A 25,952-nucleotide genomic window follows, 5' to 3' on the forward strand; every position below is an offset into this window, starting at 1 on the left:
AGATAATAAGCGGGCATCAGCCAAGATGCCCGCTTAAAGAAAAGCTACTTACCGCCTATTGCCTTCTGAACCGGCGAAGCCGACGCTTGCGTTGTGGTACCAGCGTACCGGAAACGGCGCTGCTGGTCGCCCACGCGCAAGGTGAAAAACCCATCTTCGAGCAGGCGTTGGCCATCGGCAGCAGGATAGCTCAGCGACTGCTGCGGCTGAATGGTGAAGGTCATCTCCCGGCTTTCGCCCGGCTGAAACTCCTGCTTCTCGAAGTGTTTGAGTAGGCGCACCGGGCGCGTGATGCGGCCTACCTCGTCGGTCAGGAACCAGAGCACGGCTTCCTTGCCGGGGCGCGTGCCCGTGTTCGTTACGAGCACGGTGGCCCGCACTGGCTTGTTGCCCGTTAGCACCGAGTCGGCTAATTGCAGGTTGCTGTAGCGGAACGTGGTATAGCTCATGCCCGAGCCATACTCCGTGAGCATAGTGCTCTTGATCTTGTTGCCCCGGTTTTCAAAGCCAACCCCAAAGTCACTCAGCTCTAAGCTGTTTTCGTTGTTGTCGTGGTGGTAATTGGCAATGTGGCCGGCTGCCTGCGGGTAGGTGAAGGGCAAGCGGCCGCTAGGATTCACCTTGCCGCTGATGATTTCGGCAATAGCTTGTCCGCCCCCGAAACCCGGCAAGCCGCCCCACAGGACAACTTCTGAGCGTTCGGCCACCGGACGAATGATATTCGGACGTCCGCCAATCATGACGAGTACCGTGGGCTTGCCTGCGCCCTGGGCTGTGCGCACCAGCTGCTGCTGGTCGTCGGGTAGGGTCAGGTCGTTGATGTTGCCGAGGCCTTCGGCGTACGGCTTTTCGCCTAGGGCCAGCACCACCGCATCGGCACGACGGGCAGCAGCGGCTATGTTACTCAACTGCGGCTTGCCAGTAGCATCCTGGTAAGGCATAGTTTCCACCTGCGCATCGGGGTATTCGCGCTTAAGGGCCGTGTAGATGGTCAGGACGTCGGCCGGGTACTGCGCTTCAGCGCGACCTTGCCAAGCTAGCGTCCAGCCACCCGCAAGGTTGGCTTTGGAGTCGGCAGCAGGGCCTACGACCAACAGGCGCTTTACCTTGCTAGGAGCTAGGGGTAGGGTGTTCTTTTCGTTCTTGAGCAGTACCACCGACTCGCGGGCCGCCTCCAGGGCGTGCTGTTTATGCTCGAGCGCCCCGATGCGGTTGAGGCGGTCGGCGCGGGGTAGGGGGGTGTCGAACATGCCTAGCTCGTCCTTCATTTGGAGCACCCGCCCGGCCGAGAGATTGATGCGCTCCTCCGTAAGACGACCTTCCTGCACCAACTCCTTCACAATGCGGCAGAAATTGGTGTTGTAAGGCGTCATGGCCATATCAATGCCCGCATCAATGCACCTGAAGGTGGCTTCTTTCTCGTTGGGCTCGGTTTTCTGCACCGTCACGAGGCGTAGAATATCTTGCCAGTCGGTTACAGCCACGCCTTTAAAGCCCATCTGCGTGCGCAGCAAGTCAGTTAGAATCCGTCGGGAGGAGTGCACCGGCTCGCCGTTAATCTCGCCGCTGTTCACCATCACCGACATCAAACCCGCGTCAATAGCCGCCTGAAACGAAGGCCGGAAAAACTCCTGCAAGCGCTGGTCCGGAATGAGCGCGTTGGTGCGGTCCCAGCCATTGCGCGGGTCCGAGTAGCCCAGAAAGTGCTTGCCGCAGCCAGCCACTTTGTAGGGCAGAATATCCTTATTGCTTTGCAGTTCTGTCACGTAGGCGGCACCTAGCTCCGCGGCCACCAGCGGGTCTTCGCCGTAGGTTTCGTAGAAGCGCGGCCAGTACACGTTCAAGCCCAGGTCGAGCACGGGCGCAAACACCCAAATGTGCCCTAGGTCAGCAGATTCCATGACGGTGGCGCGGGCCTCCTGGCGGGCAAACTCGGGGTTGAAGGTAGCCCCTAGGTTGATGTTGTGCGGAAAAATGGCCGCCCCGCTCACGTAGCTCGCCCCGTGCATGTGGTCGATGCCGTAGATAATGGGGATGTGCAACCGCGACTCGCGCATGGCAATGCGCTGCAACGCCGTGAGCGTGCGCAGCCACTGCGCCGGCGGCACTGCCTCACCATTCAGGAAAGACCCCACCCCGTACTCGCGAATAAACGGCACCAGCTTGGCCGAGTCGAGGCTGACGTCCTTCTGCTCGCCGGTGTGGTTGATGGCGGCATTCGTAATCTGCGTCATCTGCCCGATTTTCTCCTCCAGCGTCATCTCGCGCAGTAGCTTCGCCACACGAGGGCTCCACTGCGGGGCCGTAGGCGTGCCCGCCGCCGAGTTAGCCACCGGCGTGCTGGCCGTGGCGGCCGATGTAGGAAGGCCAGTGCGCTGGCAAGCCGCCAGCAAAGCCGCCGCCCCAACGAATGCCGGCACGACGCAGTAGCGGAAGGAGTGTAATTTTTTGAGGTAAGAAGCAGCGAACTGGGAGGGCATCGGTAAGGGTATGTAGAAGTAGTTGAGGCGGCCTAAGTAGGCCGCTAGGTGGTTTAGAAAGCGTCGGCCAGAGTTTTGATGGTAAGGTGCTTGCGTAGCTCAGCGAGCGAGGTGGTACCTTCGCTCTTGAACGTCAGCGTTTTGGTTTGGCCGGGCAGCAGGTCGAAGTAGTTGTCGTCAAAAAAGCCGTCGCCCTGGCTCAGCGACAGCCACACTTCGCGGGCGAGGGCCTTGCTCTTGAGCGTCACCTGGTAGGTGCTGTCGGTGGTTTGCTGCCACGTGGCGCTGATACTGGCTTTGGGCAACGCCATTTCTTTGGGGAGGGCGAAGTAGTGCATGTTGGTCGAGAGCGTCTTATTGCTGGCCGTCAACTCGCAGCTTAGCACCACGCGTTTGGGGTCGTGGCCTTTCAGCAGCTTGGCTTTTGGCACATCCAAGTACACCTGGCTGGTCAGCGGCGCCACTTGCACGGGGGTATCCTGCTTGTACAGCACCTTGCCACCAAGGTCGAGCAGGCGCACTTGCAGGGTAGCTGGCGTAGCCGTTGTGCGGTCCGATACCACGTACACGCGCACGTTGTCGGCCTCTTCGTGCGGGCTCACTAGCACCGGCTCATAAAAACGCTTGGCGTAGTATTGCAGCGCCTTCCACCGCCCGTAGTAGTCGATACTCGACCACGAGGCCACGCCCCAGCAGTCATCGAGCTGCCAGTACATCGAGCCCATGGTGCGGGGGCGACTGCGACGCAAGTGTTCGGCGCTCAGCTTAATGGCTTGGGCTTGGAGTACTTGGCTCACGTACAGGAAGGAAGCGAAGTCTTTGGGTTCCTTGTAATCGCGCAGCAGGTACTCCTTCAGGCGCGGGTTGCCCACGGCGCTACGCTGGTGTTCCTTCATCACCGGGGAGGCAATGTCATGATCGGCGGGCACAGTGAACTGTTCCACCGATTTCAGCTCCGGGAACGACTGGAAACCGTATTCGCTCATAAAGCGCGGCACCTGCTTTTCGTAGTCCGAGATGGGGGCAGTGCCGCCCCACACATCCCAATAGTGCATGTCGCCATTGGTTTGCGAACCGGCCATGTCCTCAAAGTCGGCCGAGGGGCTCGACGACCAGTAAGGGCGGCTAGGGTCCTCCGTCTTCAGCACCGTCGGAATCAGGTCGCGGTAGAGCTTGAGGTAGTTGCTCCACACTTCCAGCTTGTGGTTGCCCATTTTCTCGGGCACGCCCCACTGCTGCCAGGCCACTTCGTTCTCGTTGTTGCCCACCCAAATGGCAATGCTCGGGTGGTTGCGCAGGCGGCGCACCTGGTAGGTGACTTCCTCGCGCACGTTGTTATTAAACGCGTCGTCGCCAGGGTAGAACGAGCAGGCAAACAGAAAATCCTGCCACACCAGCAAGCCCATTTCGTCGCAGGTGTCGTAGAAATACTGGTTTTCGTAGATGCCGCCGCCCCACACGCGCACCATGTTCATGTTGCAGTCTTTGGCGGCTTGCAACAGCTTATGGTAGCGCTGGTTGGTCACGCGCGTCTGGAAAATGTCAGCTGGAATCCAGTTCACGCCTTTGGCGAAAATCGGAATGCCATTCACCACAAACTCGAAGGATTTGCCGTAGGCGTCTTTCTCGCGGCGCAGCTCCACGGTGCGTAAGCCAATACGGGTGCCTGCATCATCGAGGGGTTTGCCGTTTTGCAGCAACTGCGCTTTGAAAGAATAAAGCGGCTGGGCGCCGTAGCCAGCTGGAAACCAGAGTTGCGGGTTAGGTAGGCGCAGGTCGGCCGTTACATCGTGGCGGTTGGGCTGCAAGGTGACGGCCTGTTCTACCCGGGGGCCAGGGTTGCCGTCGGGGCCAGTCGTTTCGACCACCAAGGTAGCCGGCCCGCTAGCGGCAGCGGCGCCCTCGTATGTCATAACCAAGTTAAGCTGCGCGGCCTGCGTACTCAGTTGGCGCTGCACTACGTGAAAATCGGTGATTTTGGCTGCGTCCCAGGCTTCGAGCTGCACTGGCTGCCAGATGCCGGAGGTAACAAACCTAGGCCCCCAGTCCCACCCGTAGTGGTAGGGGGCCTTGCGGGTGTAGGGGCTCAGCACTGGGCCTTTCTCACCGACAATGCCCATGGCCTGCTCGTCGTTGATAGCAAACAGGTTGTAGCCGTACTTCTGGGGCAGGCCGGCTACCTCGTTCAGGGGTGAGCGGAGGTGCACCAGCAGGCGGTTGGCTCCGGCCTTTAGCTGGGGCTTGACCTCGGCACGCCACTCCCGAAACATATTGTCGGTGTGCAAAATAGCCTGACCGTTGAGCGTGACGTCGGCGTAGGTGTCCAGGCCCTTAAACACCAGTTCCAGGTGCTGACGCTGGAGCATGGCTGGGGTCACGTCGAAAGTCGTTTCGTAGTCCCAGTCGGTGTGGCCTATCCACTGGAGCTTCATTTCGTTGTCGCGGTACAGTGGGTCCTCTATCTGCTTGGTAGCCAGCAGGTCGGTATGTACGCAGCCAGGCACCGTGGCCGGGGCCCAATTGTCTTTGCCTACTTGACGAAAGCGCCAGCCCGTGAGAATCGGCTGAATAGTTTTGCTGCTAGCTAGGCTAGGAGCAGCCGTAGCCTGCTGTGCTGCTGCCGGCCTAGATGCCAGTAGTGATAGTAGGCCCGCGAAACCTAGAAAAAGGGTAGAAAACTGATGCACAAATGAAAACAGAGAATCTGGGTGGAAGGACAAACAGAGTACAATTCGTTGTGCACCATCAGTTTTGCAATCGGCCGCATTCAACAACTGCTGACGCGGCTGTTGAATGCGGCCGATTGCAAAACTGATGGTGCTCTGGTACCTAGCTTAGTAGCCAGGGTTTTGCGTTACGCCCCAGGTTTGGGCATCCTGTAGTTCGATGGGCAGCAGTGGAATGGGGTTCACGACTCCCGTGGTGATGCTGTGGGTGCGGGCACGAGCGGCCACCTCGGGCGATAGGGTGCTGAAGTAGCGACCCGTACGCACGAGGTCCCAGTAGCGCAGCGACTCTTCGCCAAACTCTACGCGGCGCTCGTGCCAGATAGCGTTTAGTAGCGCCGGACCCGAGAGACTAACCGAAAGATCGGGTAGGGTGCCGGCTGGTGTGTTAGCTGGGGCGTACGTTGTTGAGCCTACCGTGGTGCCAGGTGGGCGGGTTGAGTTGCGGGCGCGCTGCCGCACCTGGTTGACCAAGCCTACGGCCTCGGCGTTGCGTCCAAGCTGGGCGGCGGCTTCCGCTTTCATGAGCAGGATATCGGCGTAGCGTAGCTTGCGGACGTTCTGGGAGGCCGATTGGGTTGCGGCGGGCGCGGGAATGGCCACTTTGCGGTTGAGGTAGCCCGTGCTGCTAAAGGCGGGGTCTACGCGGTTGACTACCCCCAGCACCACATCGCCATCCTTGATGAACGTTACTTCCCGGCGCGGGTCGTTGGGCTCAAACTCGTTGTACAGGCTCTGGGTTGGGTTATTAAAGCCGTAGCCAAAGGTGGCGCGGTTATTTTGAAATACATTGTTAGCAGTACCAGTCGAGATAGGGCCATAGCTATCGTTGGAAGCCGTGAACTGAATCTCAAACAGCGACTCGCTGCTGTTCTCGCCAATATCCTGGTGGATAGCGGCGTAGTTCGGGTACAGGCTGTACTGGCTCGACGTGATGACGGTGCTCGTCAGGTCGTACACTTCCTGCCAGGTATGGTTGTTGGTGTTGTCCGTGCCGAGCTGGTACATAATCACGCGGGCCAGGTAGCCGTTAGCAGCGCCTTTGGTGGCCCGGCCTAGGTCGCTTGAGGCGTAGGCACCTTTCTCTGGCAGCAGCGCAGCGGCAGCTTTCAGGTCTTTCTCGATGAAAGCGTACGTTTCGGCAATGGTGGTGCGCTTAACGTTGCCTGCATTGGTGGGCAGTACTGCCTGTTCAAAGAGCGGCATACCCCCAAAGGCCTTCACGAGATTGAAGTAGAAATACGCCCGTAAAAACAACGCCTCACCCTTCAGGCGAGCTTTCAGCGCGTTGTCGATGGTGCCGGCGTCAATGTTGTTAATTACGGTGTTTGCCCGGGCAATGCCCGTGAAGCTGTGCGTCCACAGGCTGGCAATAATCAGGTTCGTGGTCGGCACCGACCAGTTTTCGAGTTCACTTACAGCGGCGAAGTCACTGGGGCTGCTGCCCTTGTCCGCGTCGTCACTCATGACGTCGCCAAACATCCACTCAAAGTGAACCGTCACGAAGTCGCCAACGCCGAACTTGGGACCTTGGTCCCAGCCCGCAACCTCGTACACCGCATTCACAGCCTGCACCGAGTTGGTGACGTCGTTGAAGAGATTAGCTTGAGTAACTGTGCCCAAGGGTTCTTTATCCAGAAAGCTTTGGCAGCTTGGTGCCAGTCCTAATATCGCCGTAAAAGCGAGGAGGCGGGCTGTAGAAGAAGTTTTCATCGGAAGTGGCGGATGGGAATTGCGTTAGAACTGCACGTTGAAGCCTAGGCGGTAGGTTCGCGGCTGGGGATAGTTGCCGTAGTCTACTCCGTAGGCCAGCGGGTTATTGTAGTAGCCAGAAGCCGAAATTTCGGGGTCCAGACCACGGTACTTGGTTATGGTGAACACGTTATCTACCGACGCGAATACCCGGAAGCCATTGATTCTGAATTTATCCAGCACTGTTCTCGGTAGCGTGTACCCTAGCTCCATGTTGCGGGCGCGCAGAAAACTGGCATCCTCCACGTGGCGGCTACTCAGATTGTCGTTGGTGGTGGCGTTCGACGTCAAGCGGGGCTGGTTGCTGTTGGGGTTGCTGGGGGTCCAGCGGTCCAGGCGGTCGGCGTAGAAGTTGGTCCAGATGTTGGCAATGGCGCTCGACTTATCTAGGTTGATAGCGGCGGCGTTTAGCGCTTCCGCACCTTGCACGCCGTAGAGCAGAATCTTGAAATCGAAGTTGGTGTAGGCCAGGTTCAGGGAGGCGCCGTAGGTGAAGTTCGGCGTAGCGCTACCTAGGTACGTGTTGTCGGTGGCGTCAATCTTACCGTCGCCGTTCACGTCCTGGTATTTCACGTCGCCGGCTTTGGCCTCGGGCTGAATGGGGGTGCCGGCAGCGTTTACATAGCCACTGGCCTCGTCCTGGGAGCGGAATATTCCCAGCGCCTGCAAGCCATAGAAGTAAGCAATTTCGCGGCCTACAGAGGTACGGGTGGTGTAACCGACTTGCGTATTGCCACTGGCGATGGGGTTAGCACCACCTAAGTCGGTAATGACGTTGTTGATCTTGGTAAAATTCACTCCTGCGTTGTACTGGAGCTTGCCGAGTTCATTACGGTAGTTTAGGGCTAGCTCCAGGCCGCGGTTGCGCAGCGTGCCCACATTGGCACTGGCCGGAGCCTGCCCCAAGTAGTTGGGCACGGGCAGCAAGGCAATCATGTCCTTCGTGCGCCGCTCGAAAATATCACCCGTGAAAGTCAGCTTATTATCCAGGAAAGCGGCGTCGATGCCGAAGTCGGTCGTGACAGCGGTTTCCCATTTCAGAGCCGGGTTGTTCAGCGTTGCAATAGCTAGGCCCGGCGCCCGCGCCTGGTCGATGCCGAACACGTAGTTCTGGTTGTTGATAGCGGTAGAAGCGTAGCCGTAGTTAGGCGCCGCGTTCTGGTTGCCCACCGAGCCGAAGCTGGCGCGCAGCTTCAGCTGCGACACGGCCGTGGCATCTTTTAGGAAGCTTTCGTTGAAGACGTTCCAGGCGGCGCCCACCGACGGGAACACGCCCGTGCGGTTAGAGCCCAAAAAGCGCGACGTCTGGTCGAAGCGCAGGGTACCCGTCACGAGGTAGCGGTCACGGAAGTTGTAGTTGGCGCGGCCAAAGTACGAGAGCAGCGAGCCGTCGTACTGCGAGCTGCGCACAGAGGAGTTGGCGGCGCGGGCGGCTGAGATGTATTGCAGCGTAGCATCGGCGGGCACGTCGTAGCCCGTTACCGAAATGCCGCTGCCGTAGCCGCGCTGCGCTTCCTGACCTAGGGTGAAGGAGAGGCTGCTGTTGTCGGCGAAGCTTTTGTTGTAGTTGAAGTAGTTTGACCACACCCAACTTACGTTCTCGATGCGTGACTCGATAAGGGCGCTTTGCGAGCGTTGGTCGTTGGGGCCTAGGTAGTACTGGGGCAGGTACACCTTGGGGTGCACATTGTTGTAGTTGATGCCGAACGTAGAGCGGAACGTCAGGTTCTTGAGCAGCGTCACGTCGAGGTAGGCGCTGGTAAAGAGCGTCGTGTTAGTCGTCTTATTGTACTTCTGCTCGGTCAGGTAGCGCGCCAGGTTGGGCGTGAAGCTCGTGATGTTGTTGTACGAGTAGCTGCCATCGGCATTGTAAGGCGAGCTGATGGGGTTGGCCTGAATGGCATTTTGCAGTACCGTGCTGTAGGTGGGGTTACCCGTGCCATCTCCCGCCCCGGTCTGGTTCGAATTGGTGAACGTGGCCGACACGCCCGCTTTTAGAAACTTGGTCAGGGTGGCGTCGTCGTTCAGGCGCACCACGTACTTCTTCAGGCCCGATTGCTTTACAATGCCATCCTGCTGGAAATAGTTGCCGCTAATGAGGTAGCGGTTTTGCTCGGTGCCGCCCGAAGCCGACAGGCTGTAGTTGGTAACCAAACCTTTCTGCAGCACCAGGTTCTGGTAGTCGAAGCCCGACGCTTGGCCTTGTAGGGCGCTATTCAGAAGAGCCGTGTAGTCAGCGGGTACTACGGCGTTTTCGTTGGTGTAAGCCTCCGTCACGAGGGTCGCGTACTGCTGAGCATTGGTCAGGGGCAGCGTGCGCCGAATCTGCTGAAAGCCCGTGTAGCCAAACACGTTGAACTGGGTCTTGCCAGCCTTGCCGTGCTTGGTCGTGATGAGCACCACGCCATTTGCCCCGCGCGAGCCATAAATCGCCGTAGCCGAAGCATCTTTCAGTATTTCGGTCGACTCAATATCACTAGGTAGCAGAAAGCTGATGTCGCCGATTTGCACGCCGTCCACCACGTACAGCGGGTCGCTGTTGTTGATGGTGCCTACCCCTCGCACCCGAATGCGGGTACCGGAGCCCGGCTGGCCGCTGTTAGACGTAATATCGACGCCCGCTACCCGGCCTTGCAGGGCCTGCACGGGGTCAGCAGTAGCTACCTGTGTAAGTTGGGCTCCGGTCACGCTGGCCACCGAGCCCGTCAGGTCGCTCTTGCGGGCTGTGCCGTAGCCCACTACCACCACGTCGCTCAGTGTTTGCGTATCCGCTGAGAGGGTGATACGAAAGGTAGTTTGCGTTCCGATGGACACTTCTTGGGTTTTAGAGCCTATCGAGCTAATTACCAAAGTATTAGCATTGGAGGGTATACCCAGTTGAAAGCTGCCATCGGTGCCGGTCGTGGTGCCGGTAGTAGTGCCTTTCACTAAGATAGTGGTTCCTGGCAGGGGTTCCCCGTTGGAGTCGGTTACAACGCCTTGCACAACTCGTTGCTGCGCAAATGCGGCAGTCGTACTGCAAAGCAATACCGCCATGGTCTGTAAAGAGTCCCTCATAAACAAAGAAATTAGGGTGGGAAGTAGAGGACCAAAAGTGCAGTGATTTTTTACATGGTATATAATGATATTTTACCCTTCTCTTGTATTAAAATCGATATTTTGTGAAATCAGTTGTGCTTGAAATACACAAAGTACTAATATTCAATAATTTGTTATATAGTTTACTGCAGTGCTTATATGTGTAATTTTATGGTATAAATTTACGAATCGATAATTTACTATTCTCTTAGTAGGCAGTAGTGTTGCTTTACCACGTGAACTATTACCGCGACACTTCTCCGCTGTTGATTTTCATCTTTTCATATCGGGTAACCCTCTCTATCGAATGCGCAGAAGATTCCCTATCGACACATGTATTATCATGGGTGGCTTATTGACATTTGCTTCAACGGCTACGGTCCAGGCTCAGCAAGCCCGCGTGGAGAAACTGTCTGATGGTATGCTCGTGCACCTACCGCCCGGCAGCACGCACCAGGCTCGCACCATTCGGTTGCAAGTGGTTGAAGAGCACATCCTGCACGTGCAGGCAAGCCCTCTCGACACGGTATCGACGGTGAAAAGCCTGATGGCCGTAGAGCACAAGCCTACCTCTACCAAGTGGCAGTACAAGAGCAAGAAAGACCAAGCCAGCATCAGTACGCCCACGCTCACGGCTACTGTGGCGCTGCCTACCGGCGCCATCACTTTCACCAATGCCCAAGGGCAGGTGCTGCTGCGCGAACCTAGTTTTGGCGGCAAAACCTTCCGGCTCACCATGGCCGACGGGCAGCCTTTTTACGAAGTCACGCAACAGTTCGAGTCGCCCACCGACGAGGCACTGTATGGCCTGGGGCAGCACCAGAACGGGGTGATGAACTACAAAGGGCAGCAAGTAGAACTGGCTCAGAACAATACCGACGTAGCCGTACCCTTCCTATTGTCGAGCAAGAACTATGGCGTGCTCTGGGATAATTACTCTATCACGAAAGTTGGTGATACACGTGACTACGAGCCACTTTCCACACTGAAGCTCTACTCTAAGACGGGCGAAGAAGGCTGGCTCACTGCTACCTACGTTAATAAGAAAAAGCCCAGCGAGGTAGTGGTACAGCGGCCCGAGTCGGTGATTAATTACGAGTACCTAGAAGACCAGAAAAACTTCCCGGCCACGGTGAAGCTCGGCGACGTGCTGGCTACCTGGGAGGGTAGCATCGAGTCGGGCACTACTGGCTTGCACCACTTCTGGCTGAAAAACGCCGGCTACGCCAAGCTGTATATCGACGGTAAGGAGGTCGTAAACAAGTGGCGCCAGGCCTGGAACCCCGGTACTTCCGTGGTGCCCATTCAGCTGGAAAAGAGCCGCAAATACAGCCTCCGGCTAGAATGGGACCCTGATGGTAGCGAGTCCTACCTGGGACTGCGGTGGCTGAGCCCATTGGTAGGGGCAAGCCAGCAGCAGTATGGTTTCCGCTCCGAAGCCGGCCGCGACCTGAACTACTACTTTGTGCAGGGTAGCACGGCCGATGAGGTCATTAGCGGCTACCGCACCATCACGGGGCCAGCGCCAATTATGCCCAAGTGGGCCATGGGTTTCTGGCAAAGCCGGGAACGGTACAAAACGCAGGACGAGGTGCTGACGGCGGCCGTGGAGTTTCGCAAGCGCCAGATTCCGATTGACAATATTGTGCTCGACTGGTCGTATTGGAAGCAGGCTGAGTGGGGCAGCCAGGCGTTTGACCCGGTGCGCTTCCCCAACCCCGAGGGCATGATCAAAACCCTGCACGACCAGAACCTGCACTTCATGCTTTCGGTGTGGCCCAAGTTTTACGAGGGCATTCCGAACTACAACGACTTTCTAGCTAAAGGCTACCTCTACAAGCGCAACATCGCCAACCGCACCCGCGATTGGATTGCCCAGGGCTACACCTCCACTTTCTACGACGCCTTCAACCCGCAGGCACGGCAGGCCTTCTGGAATCTGCTCAATACTAAGCTATTCACCAAAGGCATTGACGCGTGGTGGATGGACGCATCTGAGCCCGATATCTACTCCAACACCAACGTAGAAACGCGCAAGCAGCTCATGACGCCTACTCACCTGGGGTCGTCTACTCTGTATTTTAATGGCTTCCCGCTGCAAAACGCCAAAGGCATCTACGAAGGTCAGCGCGGCAGCCAGTCCAATCAGCGGGTGTTTCTGCTCACGCGCTCGGGCTACGCGGGCTCGCAACGCTACGCGGCCGCCATCTGGAGCGGCGACATTGCCTCACGCTGGGAAGACTTTAAAAATCAGATTCCGGCGGGCTTGAACTTCTCCATGTCGGGCATTCCGTACTGGACCTCCGATATTGGTGGCTTTGCCGTGGAGCATCGCTACGAAAAAACTCCGATGGTAGCCCAAGACCAAGAGGAGTGGCGCGAGCTGAATGCGCGCTGGTACCAGTACGGGGCCTTTTGCCCGCTGTTTCGGGTGCACGGGCAGTTTCCCTTTCGCGAGGTTTATAACATCGCGCCCGAGGGGCATCCGGCCTACCAGAGTATGCTCTACTACAATCAATTGCGCTACCGTTTGATGCCGTATATCTACTCGTTGGCGGGGCAGGCCCACCACCAGAACGGCACCCTCATGCGCGGCTTGGTGATGGACTTTGGGCGGGATGCTGGCGTGCGCAATATCAGCAATCAATTTATGTTTGGGCCGAGTTTGCTGGTAAACCCCGTGACGGATTACCGCGCCCGTAGCCGCTCGCTCTACCTGCCCGCGGGTACGGGTTGGTTTGACTTCTACTCAGGCCAGCACCAGGTAGGCGGCCAGACTCTCACGGTAGAGGCCCCACTGGAGCGCATGCCGCTCTACGTGCGCGAAGGCTCGATTCTGCCCTTCGGCCCCGCTATGCAATACACTACCGAGAAGCCCGCTGACCCGGTGACGCTCTACGTATACACCGGTAAGGACGGGCAGTTTACGCTCTACGAGGATGAGAATGTAAACTACAACTATGAAAAGGGCGCTTTCTCTACCATTCCACTGTCTTACAACGAGAAAGCCAAAACGCTAACCATCGGTGAGCGGGAGGGTACGTTCCCCGGCATGTTGGCCCAGCGCACGTTTCGGGTGGTGTGGGTGAGTCAGACCCGGCCCGTTGCCTGGAACCCGGATGCTACACCTGCCAAAACAGTGCAGTATTCCGGCGCTGCCCAGGCTGTGAAGATGGACTAACCACGGCCTTGGTAAAAGGTTGGTACAAAGGTTAGACGGCGGGGCAAAAACTCGCTCTCACTTGACTATATGCAATGCTTTTATATCCAATAAATTAACTTTCACATGGTATTCCGGAGAAACCGATTTCGCCTTGAAAATTGCGCGATAGTGAACTGCTCGACGAGTTGTTACCCTGTTAATCTCAGGGTAAATCGGGCTGAATAACACCCTATTTTGTACAAGCCCCACTGCATGTATACAAGTGACGCACCCTTTATCCTCCATTAGCGAATCGAGTGGAAGAAATGTCCTGAATGTGAGTTTTGCTTCAACGGCACAAATGCCACCTGATAGTTCAACACGCCCTGGCTTTTAACAGACACATCCTCCACAACTGCTTTACTCATCAATGCGTTAGTGGAGACTACATTCCTGTCAAATAGCACAGAGACGGTATTCGTCGCCGAGGAACGTGGCAGCGCTTTCTCGCCAAACCCCTTTTGTTTAATTTGGATACTCGGGTACTGTCCTTCTCACATGAATCGGAACGGTATCCTATTCGTTCTCTTAATTAGCTTGCTAGCAGCAGAGGTACTGATTTGTGTTCAAACGCGGCCTACTAGGACTATAGCCGCCCCCGATGAGATGCGAGTAAAGAATACTCGCTCAATGAACCAAGCGTTACGGCAAGCTTTACCTCTTTGCCTCTTGTTCATGCACTGTTACAATTGTACATCAAAAGAGGAAAAGACAGATCTAAACTGTCCTGCTTAACTCGACTATCTCACCCCTTTAAGGTCACCATCTCCTCGACAACCATCTTCTTGTTCGGTATGGGCTTCGGTAAGAGCTAACTGGGCAATTTGGCTAAACTCACGTCTAGTACCTGTTCCAACTCCGTGCGGTGAGCGTTGCCCCATTGCTCCATCACGTCAATCACCGGCAGCAGGGACCGTCCTAGGTCCGTGAGGTGGTACTCTACTCGGGGTGGCAATTCGGGGAAGATGGTTTTACCAACCAAGCCGTGGTACTCCAACTCGCTCAACTGCACGTTGAGCACGCGCCGGCTGGCGCTGGGAATCATGCGTTGCATGGCACTGGGCCGCTGGATGCCCTGGGCAATGCCCACGAGTAGGGTGGACTTCCATTTGCCGTGCAGCACTTCCTTGGTGAGCACGGAGCCGCAGTTCAGCGTGTTAGCAATTTTCTTCTGGTACATCGGCGAAGCTAGTTAAGGCAGAAAGGGCAGGAAAGGAGAATAGGGATTAAAACCGCCCTATGCGCGAAAAGTATCGGGTGCTGAATAACTCCTCCGTACTTGCCCGCTCTGGTCACGCGGCGGAGTTTTGCACCGTGAATAATGCAAACAAGCAACCGGAAATCATGGAAAAGCTCACGGGAAAAGTAGCGGTTATTACGGGGGGGGACGTCGGGGATGGCGCTGGCCACCGCCAAATTATTCGTGGACCAGGGAGCCTACGTCTTCATCACCGGCCGTACTCAGGAGAAGCTCGACGAAGCCTTGAGAATCATCGGCCGCAACGTGACGGGGGTGCTGGGCGACGCGGCCAACCTAGCCGACCTTGACCGCCTATATGAGACGGTGCAGCAGGAAAAAGGCAAAATTGACGTGTTGTTCGCCAGTGCAGGGGCGGCCGGCTTTGGCAAACTGGGGGAGATTACCGAAGACTTCTTCGATTCCATCTTTGACCTGAACGTACGCGGTACGCTCTTCACGGTGCAAAAAGCCTTGCCCTTGTTCGCGGCGGGAGGCGCCATTGTGCTCAATGGGTCGATAGCCTCCATCAAAGGGTATGCCGCCAACAGCGTGTACAGCGCCAGTAAAGCCGCGCTCCGGGCCTTCGTTCGGGGCTGGCTGGTGGACTTGCAGGATCGCCACATTCGGGTCAACCTGCTGAGTCCGGGCGCTATAGATACACCTCTAATGGCCGCTTCTGGCTCAGATTTTAAGGCGCAAATCGCTCCCCTGATTCCGCGTGGTGAAATGGGTCGTCCGCAGGAGGTTGCTACCGCCGTCCTGTTCTTGGCTTGTGGTGAGGCTAGCTTCGTGAATGGAGTCGAGCTATTTGTGGATGGCGGCATGGGCCAGATTTAGGCTAATAACCATATAGTTGGGCAACCACTCCCTTGCTGTATCGTCGCCAACGCACGTTTTAGATATTGACTTAAGTATTTGCATAAAGCACAGAAAAGCCATTGGCGCGATGCTAATGGCTTTCCTGTGCTTTATGCAAATACTACCCTAGGTATTGGCTTACACTTTTTCTTCTTTTAGGATGGTCCCTTTGCGGGATTTATGATATTGCTTTCGTACATGAGACAATGCTTACAAGTGGGGCAGCTTGGCTAGAAGCTGATGGTAGAAGTGCGGGGCCGCTACGCCTAACCACACGTAGCTCTGCATCATTTCGACCTGCATGGCCGCTTCCATCAATGGCTCAAAGGGCTTGGGAATCCAGCAAAACAACGTTGGCCGCTCTGCGTCTAAGAAATTGTTCTCCAGATAAAACCACGTGTCAATTGGTGGTACATCGCTTTCATCCAGAAAGCAATTACTTTCTGCAAGCGTGATGCCGTCATGCGTGGTGAGCAGGGTTGAGAAACATAGAATACGTCCCCAACGTGAAAGATCGACCATAGGAGCGGTTGGCTGGCCAACGAGTTGGGTCCGCTGCTGTAGGGCTAAGTGGAGGGCTTGGGTAAAATACGCTACGTGATAAGGATCCACATTCCACATGGCATAGCCTTGGTCAAGCGTGTACAATGGTCGATCATCTACCAGTGGATTAAATTGCCGAAACAGCGTTCCGTAGTTTCCAATCACCTCTTCACTGGCGGTAGCACGCTGTCTTGTCCAATGAATAACTTGTTGTAAGCACTTCAGGAAGTGAGACGGTTCCGTAGAAGGGAAAAGGGTTAAAAAACATAGAAAAAAACACAGAATGAAGGATATTAAGTAACGGCAGAACTTTCTATACTTCAGTCAGTAACATAATGGAAGTTATACGCGCCACCTAGGAAAAGTACTAGGTTTCGGTCTCTGCTGGTCGTTGCGCTCGGCTTGGTACTTTACTGGGGACCAGGCTCTCGTTAACTCATTCCTGCCACCAGGGCCGGTTAGCTATCGAGTGCCGGCCAGTTGCCAGGCGTTCACTCAAAGGAGTCAAATATTTAAAAGTAAGATGGCTGTCTTATGATCGTGCCACAGGCCTTCTACCTCAATACCTCCGTATGAAACACAATGTTGCTTCGCTTTATCATCAGGCCAAGCACCTTTACTTTTTTGGTTTCCTGCTGTTTGCAGCCGGTTCGTGTACCCAACAACAGGCAGAGCACGCCACGACAATTGCGCCAGCTCCGACTATTCCTTTTCAGCCTGTCAGCTATCAGCTTACACGGCTCGATAACGCCTCTTTTCTAGACAGTTTACGGACTCTCCCGCGCGCCGACAGCACGCTCATAAAGCACATTATGACCGGGAGTGCCGACTTTGATAGGGCAACCATTTATTACCGCTATCGCACGTTTGCACTAGGGCTTAACCGTGCTGAAGTCGTAGCAGCCATATCAGATTTTGACGGTATCTCAGGCAAGTTGCACCTGCTCCTATTCACACCTGAAAACCGATGGCTTACGAATGTAGTACTGGCGTTCCACTACGATGGAGCCGGGGCTATCGATGAGTTCACGTCAGTACAACAGACCTCATCCACGTTTCGCCAACAAACCGTAGCTAGTGAAATGATTGAAAAGCCTGATACGAAAGCAGGAAAGGACTTCGAGTGGCTAGTAGGTACCAAAACTGCGCACTACATGCTACAGTTTGCAAATAACCGGTTCACCAAAAGGCAACTCGATAGCACTTATGTTATCACCTCTTACAAAGAATAAGAACCACAGGCTCTGCATAAGATGTAATGTCAGAAAATGGACAAACTAGCACGTTAAGGAATTTGAGTAACAGGTAGGTACAAGGCTCAATCGGTCGACTTGGCTGCGGCGGCTATCCGATGATTGTGAATGACAATGCCTCGATGGCGCAGGTATGTATAGAGCGTGACGTTGGAGATGCCTAGGCGCTGAGCAACCTTATTTATTCCAAACGGTTGCTCACGATGTGACGGGTTATCTACTTTGTGCGGTTCACTAGGTTCACCTGTTTCACTGCACTTCGCAGGCCAGCGTGAGCTCTCGGACGAGCTAGTGCCTGCGCTACTTGGCCGCGGACGGAAGCGTACGTCACAGCTGGCCTTCTGTTATTTCCTGGTTGTAGCGAATTTGACAAATGACGACAAAACCCCTACTAGACTATTTCGAACATGTTCTTCCCTTAACGGAAGCAGAAAAGTCTATCGTAGCAGCAGCTTTCCAGGAGCGAAAGGTTAAACGAAGGCATTTTATTCTGCAGAAAGGGGACGTATGCAAGCACCACACGTTCGTAGTGGCGGGTTGTTTTAGAATGTACTTAGTAGACGAGAAAGGCAAAGAACATACGCTACAGTTTGCCATCGAAAACTGGTGGATAACGGACATTGCCAGTTTCTACGCAGCAGAGCCGAGTAGCCTCTACATAGAAGCGTTGGAACATTCGACCGTCCTGCAATTAAAGAAAGAAGACCAGAGCAAGTTTTTTGATGATAGCCTCACGTTTAACCGGATTTTTCGGACCCTTACGGAAAACGCACTAGTCAATGCGCATCGAAGAATCCTGCAAAACATCAGCTTCACTGCTGAGGAGCGGTATCTCGACTTTTTGAAACGATATCCGCAGTTCCTGCAGCGGGTATCGAACGTGCAAATTGCCTCCTATCTGGGGGTAACGCCCGAATTTCTGAGCACTATTCGGAAAAAGATGGTCGGCTCTTAAGCTATCTTAAGCCTCTTTCTTAAGCTACCTTATAGGCTACCGCAGGCTAGCGCCTCCACCTTTGTGGCACTGGTACTCTTTAAAAACAACCAAGGTGGAAAAGAAAATAATTGCCGTAGTCGGCGCGACTGGTCTGCAGGGAACGGGCGTTGTCAATGCACTAGTGAAGGAGGGGTCTTTCACCATTCGGGCCGTTACCCGAAACCCTACTACCTATCAAGGCAAGGCGCACGAAGTAGTGCAGGGGGATTTGACGGACCTTGCATCGATGACCACTGCATTCCGGGGGGCGTACGGGGTATTTGTGGTCACTAACTTTTGGGAAGGAGCCGATGAGCTGGCACAAGGGACCCTGGCGGTTGAAGCCGCCCAAAACGCGCAGGTGCAGCACTTCATTTGGTCCACGCTGCCAAACGTGGAGAAAATCAGTGACGGGCAGTTTACCGTTCCTCAGTTTACGGGAAAAGCAACCGTTGATGAGGTGGTTAAAAATGCGGGATTTGCGCAGTATACCTTCGTGCAGCCGCCTTTTTATTTTCAAAACTTCCACGGCCACACGGCCCCGCACCAGCAACAGGATGGCTCTATCGGCTGGACCTTACCTATTGATCCAACCAAGAAAGTACTGCACATGGCCGACATCCATGACTTGGGAAAGGTGGTCGCCGGCGCGTTTTTACACCCCGAGAAGGTGGGAAATGGAACGTACTTATCCCTGGCGGCCGAAGTCAATAGCTTCCATGATGTGGTGGAGGCGTTCAAAGCCAACGGGAAAGACTATACGTTTTACCAGGTTCCGGCCGAGGCATTTGCTAACTTCTTTGAGGGCGCAGAAGCCGTGGCGCAGTTGCTCGGCTATATGGAGGCCTACACGTATATGGGTCCCAATTCCGAAGGGCAAGTTCAATCGGCTACAGAAATTGCCACGGAGCCCTTCACCCCGCTCAAGGAATGGATCAAAGCATCCTGCTAGTAAGAAGAACTAGGTATTGTTTTTTAAAGTCGGCAAGGGGTGTAAAAGCAGGCGACCGGTAGTTCATACCACCTAGCAATTAGACTCGCCTCAACTCGGTAGTAGAGATAAGGATGCTACAAGGGAGGGTGCCGGATCGATAGTAGTACGGAACGCAGTAACAGGTTGGAAGTAATTTCAACCTGCTACTGCATTTATTCCCAGCTGGTGGCCAGAGTTCAGTTAAGTGGTCGTGGCTGTTGCAGAAGGTTGGGTGTTATTAACAGATAGGGGAAATCCCCGATTTGGAAGCAAAGCAGCTTGAATGCTGCCGATAAGGCATAAATGCGTTGTAAGGGTAGCAAGGAACGATGCTTTTACACGCTCCTTAAGGCCATTGACAGGGAGTAGCGAAAACGAACATTTAGCCTATCGCCCACACTGTTATATCATGCATTTGATTGATTAACAATGTACTAAGCTAGAAAAGCTGACTCCTGGGCCCTTGAGCCGTAGGTTTTCCCTATTTGTTTAACAACATCTATCCCTGTGCCTTGAACTCATGTACCAGTTGTACCAAACTTTTAATCAGGGCCTCACTAGTAGCGTTGGTTAAACGGTTGGTACAAAGGGTAAACAAACGGGTCGGCCAGGGGCTCCCACTAGATGGCAAAAAGGGCCTCAATATTGAAGAGAAGCGAGTCTTCTAGCGCCTCGTCGGAAAAGTTGAACTCGCCGTGCAAGTTGGCCTTCTTACAACACTGGGGGATAAACCTACTTTACTACGCCGATTCGTGCGTAGGCGAAATCTAGTAGCACGACGTTCTGTAGAAAAAACGCGTTGCCTGTCAACGCATTCACCTGTTCGCTTTTATTAAAGTTGAGGAGGCGTTGGTTACGGGTGAACCAGGCGCTTGCCTTTGGCAGCCTCACGCTTCCCAAATAAGCGTCATAGCGCATCGGTGCCCCGAAAAAAGATACTTTCTCGCCCCAAGACTTGCCTTGCAAGGTATCTACCTTAGCTCCTGCGACAACCAGACGTTGCCAGGTAGAATAGTCCGTGCTAATAGGGAACAGACTGGCTCCAGTATCGAATAAGGCCCAATAAACGTGTTGGTTAATCGTGAGGGGGATACTGAGCCGGTTGTTCTTTGTCCGGCCAGCTACGAACGTTGTCCGAGCACGCCAATACACATCGACGGAATCCAGTACACACATCCGTTGACGGGGATAATCAATGACCAACACTTTGTGGTCTAGAAAATCAGTTCCAATCGTGCCAACCAGCTTGTGCGGCCGGGAGCGTAGCGAATCGGGCGCGACTGGTTCGCCCTGACGGGTCATTAGCCGAGGGGCAGGGATAGTTACCCTTCCTAGGGTGAAGGGCAAGCCATGCGTGGCATAGTGGACATACCCCGCGTCAGTTGTTCCTCGCTGCGTCGTGTCAACCTAGGCGTAGAGCTGCGTGCGCGACGGAAAATAGCTCTTAATCGTCTCTTCATAGAGAAAAGTAGTACCACTACCTAAATCGAACTGCGTAACGAAATTGCCGGGTAAATCATTAATTTTTACGGGCACCATGATGGCCGCTTTATCAAACGACCTGCCCGCAATCGTTGCCCGATACCAGGTGAAAGGGAACCAAGGATACACGGGGGCTGATTGTCGGGTACTTCGCGGCGTGGTACAAGCCGTGAACAAAAAGATGACCAGTAGCAGATAGGATGAGTTCATGTGATACGGTGCTGCGGAGTTGGCTTATACCGAGGCCCTAACATCGCTTCTTTCCGCTACTTATTCTTATACAAGTTGTAAATTCGTGCTTAGCACTACTATTGTAGCTGTCTTCTTAGGGTACCTGTCATCCCTTATAACATACGCTCGACTCTTTTGGCTTCCGGTGGTAGCCCCTGGTCGACCCGCTCGTTTACCCTTTGTGACAACCGTTTAACCAAGGCCACTCACCCGTCCCGCGCAGTGCCAGTAAAAGATTGAAGTATGAAGCTATATAGAATAATCATATTTATGTTATTGATAACAAGCGTTACAGCCTGTAAAAACACCGATACTGTCGAAAGCAGATTGGCCGGATCTGAGCCTGGTAAATATTGGGATTTAATTTACCAAGGTGATTCAATACCAACTAAAACTTTGCTAAATCCCGATCCAGAGTATTGTATCTTTTTAAAAAAACCTAACAAGATAGTTCATTATCTATATGAGGATCCATTTAAAGTTATTGACAGAGGGTGTTTTACTGATGTAAAATTTAATCCAGATACCTTCGCCATTAAAAATGATAGTATCGTAAATTTCTTAGGAGATGATTATCATATTAAGCTATTAACAGATGATAGCATGATTTTGAAACGCTGTTGGACTAGCGGGTTGCATAAAGGCTTGTGTATGTTTTATATGTACAAAAAGAGTAGAATTCAGGACAAGAAAATAGTTGTTTGCAAATACTGACGTAAGGGGAAAGCCTATAACCGGTATGTTAGCAACTTACTCCCTGCGGCCGGTGCGGTAAGCCTCACGCTTCCCAAGTGGTGTACGTGCTACGTAGCGATTCACGAGCGGTGGCCGTCAAGCTTATTTCCCCCTGCTGTTTTACCTTACGTGACACACGATGCGCAAATCAATACACGGTTAGCCCGTATCTCTTCAATGCTATGCACGTGAAGAAGTCACTCCTTCTCATCGCTTGTGCCTTGCTCTCCTATTGTACCAAAGACGAGAATACGTCTACGAGCAATATAAAAGTCCTCGATGGCTATTTACTGCACAACAGTTCTGCCGACACATATTTATATTTTATCAAAACAGATACAATAGTATGTAATGGGAAAATATAAATAAAGAATGCTAAAGCGTTTCGGTTTGATGCAAATGTGAGAACAACTAAAGACGTTTATTTCTTGCAAGGGGATACTTTATTTGGCAGGATAAATTATCCGGGTGCTCGGTACAGAAACTTGATAATAGCTCCTGCTCGCATTATCTGCGAAATGGATCCTGAAGACACGAAATGGTTTTCCTCTGTAATTATCAACCACATAGACACGTGTGACTTTATCAGTAGTGAAAACCGAGTGACGTTCACATACACGTATCCTGTGGTTGACGTGCTCAAAATTAGTCCGCTTCCATATAATGGTCGAGTGTAGGTTGGTACCTACTTCTGCGCCCTGGTCGTGTTACGTCTAACAACCACTGCCGTAAGCTGCCTACACTGGCTTACGGGGCTTGCCGTAGCCACGCGCCAGCAGCTAGTTCATCCTCAAATATACGATAGGTCACGTCGCCTTCGTGGGCATCATTGAGCACGAGGTGGGCGGAGAGGCGGGCGAAGACGTCATGGGGTAATAAGACCGCCACGAGCCGCTCGTGATGGCTACTGGGAGCAGCCTCTTGCCACCGCGCCCGGACATACGCTTGCTCCTGCTCGGTGAAGGGCGCCAAGGCGCGCTGATCGGAAAGCACCTTATGCCACCCACGGCGCTGCAGCAGATGACTCAGGTGGGTGAGCAAGGCCTGGAATTCGCTGAACACCCGTTTACCGGGTTTGTAGTGGACGATGGCATACCCTTGGGTATGCTCACTGAGCCGGCCAACGGGGTTTTCGAAGTAAATGGAGTGTGAGGTAAGCGGCATTGGGAAAGAAGGCGTGAAACCGGTTACGAAACAAGAAAGCGCGTAGTTTGCCATGGCATCCAGCCAGCCTTCTCGGGACGTTCAACGTTTCGTTTAACGCAAGGCATCGAACAACATAAGCAAGGGAAGTTACACGTGTGATCCAGCTGTTATAGGCTCAGCAACCGTTGGATTCAAGCATCAATTTGTACCCGACGCCCCGGATATTCACAATTTGTACCTGCTCGTCAGCCGTCAGGTAGCGACGCAACCGGGTAATGTATACATCCAGACTACGGCACCGGCCCACCAAGGCCTCGTCGGCGGAGCCCGCCGCCGTATGGGCCGGTTCCGTGCCGGCAGTAGCCTTATCGTACAGGCGCCGCACCTGAAACAGCAGGGTCTGCAGATACGTGGCAATCAGGTCAAAGCGGTCGGGCTTGCCCCCGTAGCACTCCTCAATGATCTGCTGGTAGATACTGGTCAGCAGGATTACGTCGGCGGGCTCGATGGCAAAGGGCACGGCTTTGCCCACCTGCAGGTAGGGCAGCTTGCCGACCAGCCCGGCCAGCGCGGGGTAACGACGCAGGAAGCTTTCGGCGAACATCAGGTGGAAGCCGTGCAAGACCGCGTCGGTGGGCAATTCCCAGGACGTGAGCTGGTAGGGCCGGCTGAAGAAGACAAAGGGCCCGTCGAGGTAGCGCTGCGCGCTGCCGGCGTGGTAGGCGACGTTGCCCGTCAGGTGCAGCGCAATGACGTAAAAGCAGTGCCGAAATGCTGGGGCACTTACTTTGTTGACGAGCCGCTGGGCATCCTCCAGCCGCCGGACGGCGAAGTCATCATCGGGTGGCGGCGGGGCTTGCAAAAACTCGTAGAAAGCCCGGATACTCGTGAATTCCAGCATATGCACGTAAACAGCAGGCCCACTGGACACCATCTGGTGCCAGGGCCAGCAGAGGGCCAAGATACACTGCACCCCCAGGTACATCCAACGGCCCGAGAAACCTACGTCGGCGATGAGGTGGTTGTCACGTGGGTAGGCCAGTCTGGGCTCACCTACGCCAACTGCTTGCGCTGCTTTTTTGAGATGCAGCGCTGCATTCAGGCACGGGCAAAGTATTACCAACAGGGGTACTAGGTGGTGCCGACTTTCACAGCGGCCGCGCACGGTGGCCCCGTCAAGACAGTCCTAGTGGGTAGGGCCCACAACGAATTGGTATACCACGGGGATGTGCTCAACACCACCGCCCGCATTCAAGCCCAGTGCAACGCGCTAGGAAGCCAGTTGCTAATATCGGAAGTTCTCTATCAGCAGTTGGAGCCGCAACCGGCTGGCCAGTTTGCCCGGCGCGGCCAACTGGTACTACGTGACAAGGCCTAGCCTACAGCCGTGCTTGACGTGCAAAAAGCCCTCTGCCCCTCTACACCGAGTTGTTTTGGTTACTTGAAGAAGCAGTACTTGACAAAAGAAAGACTGTATAAGCCTTAAAAATGGTCAACGTGTTTAAGGGCCATACTGTCAAAGCGTGGTGTACGATGACGGCCGTTTAAATTAACCGCTTACCCTACCTTGTCCGGAAATAAGTTGACTGTTAGTCGATTACTACGACCACCTTGCCCTTGATCTTGCCCTGGCTGGTTTCCTGGTAAGCCTGTTGGACGCTGGCCAGGTCATACACCTTTTCCACCGGGATTTGCAGTTGCTGCTCGGTCAGGGCGGCCAGGACGCGAAGGCCCGCGGCGGTGGGCTTTAGAATGAGAATCTGGTGTTTCCGGCCCGAAAACAGGTTGTGGAAAAACGCCCCGACCAGCCCCAGCGGTGAGGGCAGCATGCTGACAAACGTGGCCCGGGGTTTCATTAGCGGCCGAGCCGCTTTGAAGGCCAGCTTGTCCGATAGGTCGATGATGACGTCGAAGCGCTGCGGCAACTGGCTGAGGCGCTGCTTGGTGTAGTCCACCACCGCATCGGCGCCTAGTTGGGTGGCGCGGAGCAGCCCCGCCGGGCCGGCTACGGCCGTTACGCGGGCGCCGCGCTGTTTGGCCAGCTGGACAGCAAACAGGCCCACGCCGCCGCTGGCACCGTTGATGAGCACCTCCTGGCCGGGGCCCACTGCCGCCAGCTGGTCGACAATCTGCAGGGCGGCCAAGCCCGTGACCGGCAGGGCCGCGGCCTGGTCAAATGAAATGTTGGCCGGCTTGGGAGCAATGGTTGCTTCGGTAACCACCACGTACTCGGCCAGGGCTCCGCCGGTGAAGACCTCCAGAAAGCCGAATACCGCGTCGCCAGATCGGTAACCCGTGACACCGGCGCCCACCTGGGATACGATGCCAGCAAAGTCGATACCGACGCCTTTCGGAAATGTTGAGCCCGACATAAGTTTCATCTCGCCGCGGTAAATCTTCCAATCGAGGGGGTTGATGGAAGCGGCTTTTACCTGAATCAGCAGCTGATTCGAGGCAATGGTGGGGGTGGGCTGCTCGCGCACCGCCAGCACCTGTTCGTCGCCAAAACGGTCATACATTACTTTACGCATGGGGTTGCTGGGGTAAAGGAGCCGCAGGAGCCAGGTTTTGCTTTGCTGCGGCATGGGGTTGAAGAAAGTCGCTGAGCAAAGGTGCAGGGGCAACCACCGCGGCCGGTAGCGCAAAACGGCGCAAAAACAGTCCGATCCGGCAGCACGACTTGGCTGCCGGATCGGACTGTTTTCGCGCCGCTTCGGAGTGGCGAGCGTGGGTACCGGCGCCCACCTTTGCCGCACACTTTTCGCTACACGATAATGGACACGCACAAATCAGCCCCCGCCATCCTGGGCCCCCAGCAGGGCCAGACGTTGGCCGTCATGGGCAGCAACTACCGCATTCTGGCCGCTGGTAAGGATACGGCCGGTGCCTACGCGACCATCGACATGCTGGTGCCGCCCGGCGGCGGCCCTGGTCCCCACGCCCACGCCGATATCGAGGAGACTTTCTTCATAGTAGAAGGGGAAGTGGAGGTCAAGTCCGAGTTCGGCACGTACGTAGCCACCGCCGGCTCCTTCGTGCGCATTCCGAAGGGCGGCGTGGTGCACGGCTTCAAAAACAAGAGCGACCGGCCGGCCCGGCTGCTGTGCACGGTGGTGCCGGCGGGGCTGGAAGAGTTTTTCCAGCACATAGGCCAGCCGGTAGCCGTAGGCCAGTTTCTGCCGCCGCCGGTGCTCGACCCCGAAGCTATTCAGCGCATCCAGGCCCTGGCCCGGGACTACGGGCAGCAAGTGTTTCCGCCAAACTACCTCGGCTAGCG

Annotated in this window: 17 protein-coding genes and 1 pseudogene; 7 read left to right on the forward strand and 11 right to left on the reverse strand. The window is 55.0% G+C overall.

The window, feature by feature from the left end:
* Window positions 1-44: 44 nt before the first annotated feature.
* The 4 genes from CHB83_RS20985 to CHB83_RS21000 all read right to left on the reverse strand — a co-directional run bounded on the left by CHB83_RS20985 (window position 45) and on the right by CHB83_RS21000 (window position 10,015).
* Complete coding sequence (locus tag CHB83_RS20985; protein ID WP_089334131.1) at window positions 45-2,480, reverse strand: beta-glucosidase family protein; 2,436 nt, start codon at window positions 2,478-2,480, stop codon at window positions 45-47.
* A 53-nt stretch (window positions 2,481-2,533) separates the two neighbouring features.
* Window positions 2,534-5,200, reverse strand: coding sequence for a beta-mannosidase (locus CHB83_RS20990; protein WP_143437227.1), 2,667 nt, complete (start codon window positions 5,198-5,200; stop codon window positions 2,534-2,536).
* 114 nt (window positions 5,201-5,314) lie between these two features.
* Window positions 5,315-6,919, reverse strand: a complete 1,605-nt coding sequence (locus CHB83_RS20995; RefSeq protein ID WP_089334133.1) for a RagB/SusD family nutrient uptake outer membrane protein — start codon at window positions 6,917-6,919, stop codon at window positions 5,315-5,317.
* Window positions 6,920-6,943: 24 nt separating this feature from the next.
* Entirely contained in the window at window positions 6,944-10,015 is a 3,072-nt protein-coding gene (locus CHB83_RS21000; protein ID WP_089334134.1) for a SusC/RagA family TonB-linked outer membrane protein, read from the reverse strand.
* A 328-nt stretch (window positions 10,016-10,343) separates the two neighbouring features.
* Between CHB83_RS21000 and CHB83_RS21005 the strand changes: the two genes are divergently transcribed.
* On the forward strand, window positions 10,344-13,217 hold the full coding sequence (locus tag CHB83_RS21005) for a glycoside hydrolase family 31 protein (RefSeq protein ID WP_089334135.1): 2,874 nt from the start codon (window positions 10,344-10,346) through the stop codon (window positions 13,215-13,217).
* Window positions 13,218-14,049: 832 nt separating this feature from the next.
* On the opposite strand, the gene CHB83_RS21010 is transcribed toward CHB83_RS21005, so the two are convergent.
* On the reverse strand, window positions 14,050-14,418 hold the full coding sequence (locus CHB83_RS21010; protein WP_045690629.1) for a winged helix-turn-helix transcriptional regulator: 369 nt from the start codon (window positions 14,416-14,418) through the stop codon (window positions 14,050-14,052).
* A gap of 204 nt (window positions 14,419-14,622) precedes the next feature.
* On the opposite strand from CHB83_RS21010, the pseudogene CHB83_RS21015 reads away from it, so the two are divergent.
* A pseudogene (locus tag CHB83_RS21015) lies at window positions 14,623-15,315 on the forward strand (SDR family oxidoreductase); the annotation flags it as partial.
* Between the two features lie 231 nt (window positions 15,316-15,546).
* Here CHB83_RS21015 and CHB83_RS21020 read toward each other — a convergent pair.
* The gene (locus tag CHB83_RS21020; RefSeq protein ID WP_143437228.1) at window positions 15,547-16,044 is read right to left on the reverse strand and encodes a hypothetical protein; all 498 of its coding nucleotides are present in this window, start codon (window positions 16,042-16,044) and stop codon (window positions 15,547-15,549) included.
* Between the two features lie 407 nt (window positions 16,045-16,451).
* Here CHB83_RS21020 and CHB83_RS21025 point away from each other — a divergent pair, with 407 nt between their 5' ends.
* The 3 genes from CHB83_RS21025 (at window position 16,452) to CHB83_RS21035 (ending at window position 19,060) form a co-directional block, all read left to right on the forward strand.
* Window positions 16,452-17,111, forward strand: coding sequence for a hypothetical protein (locus CHB83_RS21025; RefSeq protein ID WP_089334137.1), 660 nt, complete (start codon window positions 16,452-16,454; stop codon window positions 17,109-17,111).
* A gap of 394 nt (window positions 17,112-17,505) precedes the next feature.
* Window positions 17,506-18,087: a Crp/Fnr family transcriptional regulator gene (locus tag CHB83_RS21030; protein ID WP_089334138.1), complete on the forward strand. Its 582-nt coding sequence runs from the start codon at window positions 17,506-17,508 to the stop codon at window positions 18,085-18,087.
* 94 nt (window positions 18,088-18,181) lie between these two features.
* Window positions 18,182-19,060: an NmrA/HSCARG family protein gene (locus CHB83_RS21035; RefSeq protein WP_179225593.1), complete on the forward strand. Its 879-nt coding sequence runs from the start codon at window positions 18,182-18,184 to the stop codon at window positions 19,058-19,060.
* Window positions 19,061-19,813: 753 nt separating this feature from the next.
* On the opposite strand, the gene CHB83_RS21040 is transcribed toward CHB83_RS21035, so the two are convergent.
* The 4 genes from CHB83_RS21040 to CHB83_RS24150 form a co-directional block, all read right to left on the reverse strand.
* Complete coding sequence (locus CHB83_RS21040; protein ID WP_089334140.1) at window positions 19,814-20,383, reverse strand: hypothetical protein; 570 nt, start codon at window positions 20,381-20,383, stop codon at window positions 19,814-19,816.
* 105 nt (window positions 20,384-20,488) lie between these two features.
* Complete coding sequence (locus CHB83_RS23645; RefSeq protein ID WP_143437229.1) at window positions 20,489-20,773, reverse strand: hypothetical protein; 285 nt, start codon at window positions 20,771-20,773, stop codon at window positions 20,489-20,491.
* A 1,503-nt stretch (window positions 20,774-22,276) separates the two neighbouring features.
* Window positions 22,277-22,693: a hypothetical protein gene (locus CHB83_RS21050; RefSeq protein WP_055562991.1), complete on the reverse strand. Its 417-nt coding sequence runs from the start codon at window positions 22,691-22,693 to the stop codon at window positions 22,277-22,279.
* Window positions 22,694-22,850: 157 nt separating this feature from the next.
* Window positions 22,851-23,576 carry a winged helix-turn-helix domain-containing protein gene (locus tag CHB83_RS24150; protein WP_245855402.1) on the reverse strand — a complete coding sequence of 242 codons (726 nt, stop codon included), beginning with the start codon at window positions 23,574-23,576 and terminating at the stop codon, window positions 22,851-22,853.
* Between the two features lie 237 nt (window positions 23,577-23,813).
* On the opposite strand from CHB83_RS24150, the gene CHB83_RS21065 reads away from it, so the two are divergent.
* Window positions 23,814-24,053, forward strand: coding sequence for a nucleotidyl cyclase domain-containing protein (locus CHB83_RS21065; protein ID WP_179225594.1), 240 nt, complete (start codon window positions 23,814-23,816; stop codon window positions 24,051-24,053).
* Between the two features lie 211 nt (window positions 24,054-24,264).
* On the opposite strand, the gene CHB83_RS21070 is transcribed toward CHB83_RS21065, so the two are convergent.
* Window positions 24,265-25,260: an NAD(P)-dependent alcohol dehydrogenase gene (locus CHB83_RS21070; RefSeq protein WP_245855403.1), complete on the reverse strand. Its 996-nt coding sequence runs from the start codon at window positions 25,258-25,260 to the stop codon at window positions 24,265-24,267.
* 189 nt (window positions 25,261-25,449) lie between these two features.
* Between CHB83_RS21070 and CHB83_RS21075 the strand changes: the two genes are divergently transcribed.
* Window positions 25,450-25,950: a cupin domain-containing protein gene (locus CHB83_RS21075; RefSeq protein WP_089334144.1), complete on the forward strand. Its 501-nt coding sequence runs from the start codon at window positions 25,450-25,452 to the stop codon at window positions 25,948-25,950.
* Window positions 25,951-25,952: the final 2 nt, after the last annotated feature.

This window comes from Hymenobacter mucosus, from assembly GCF_900188255.1.
Classification (GTDB): Bacteria; Bacteroidota; Bacteroidia; order Cytophagales; family Hymenobacteraceae; genus Hymenobacter; species Hymenobacter mucosus.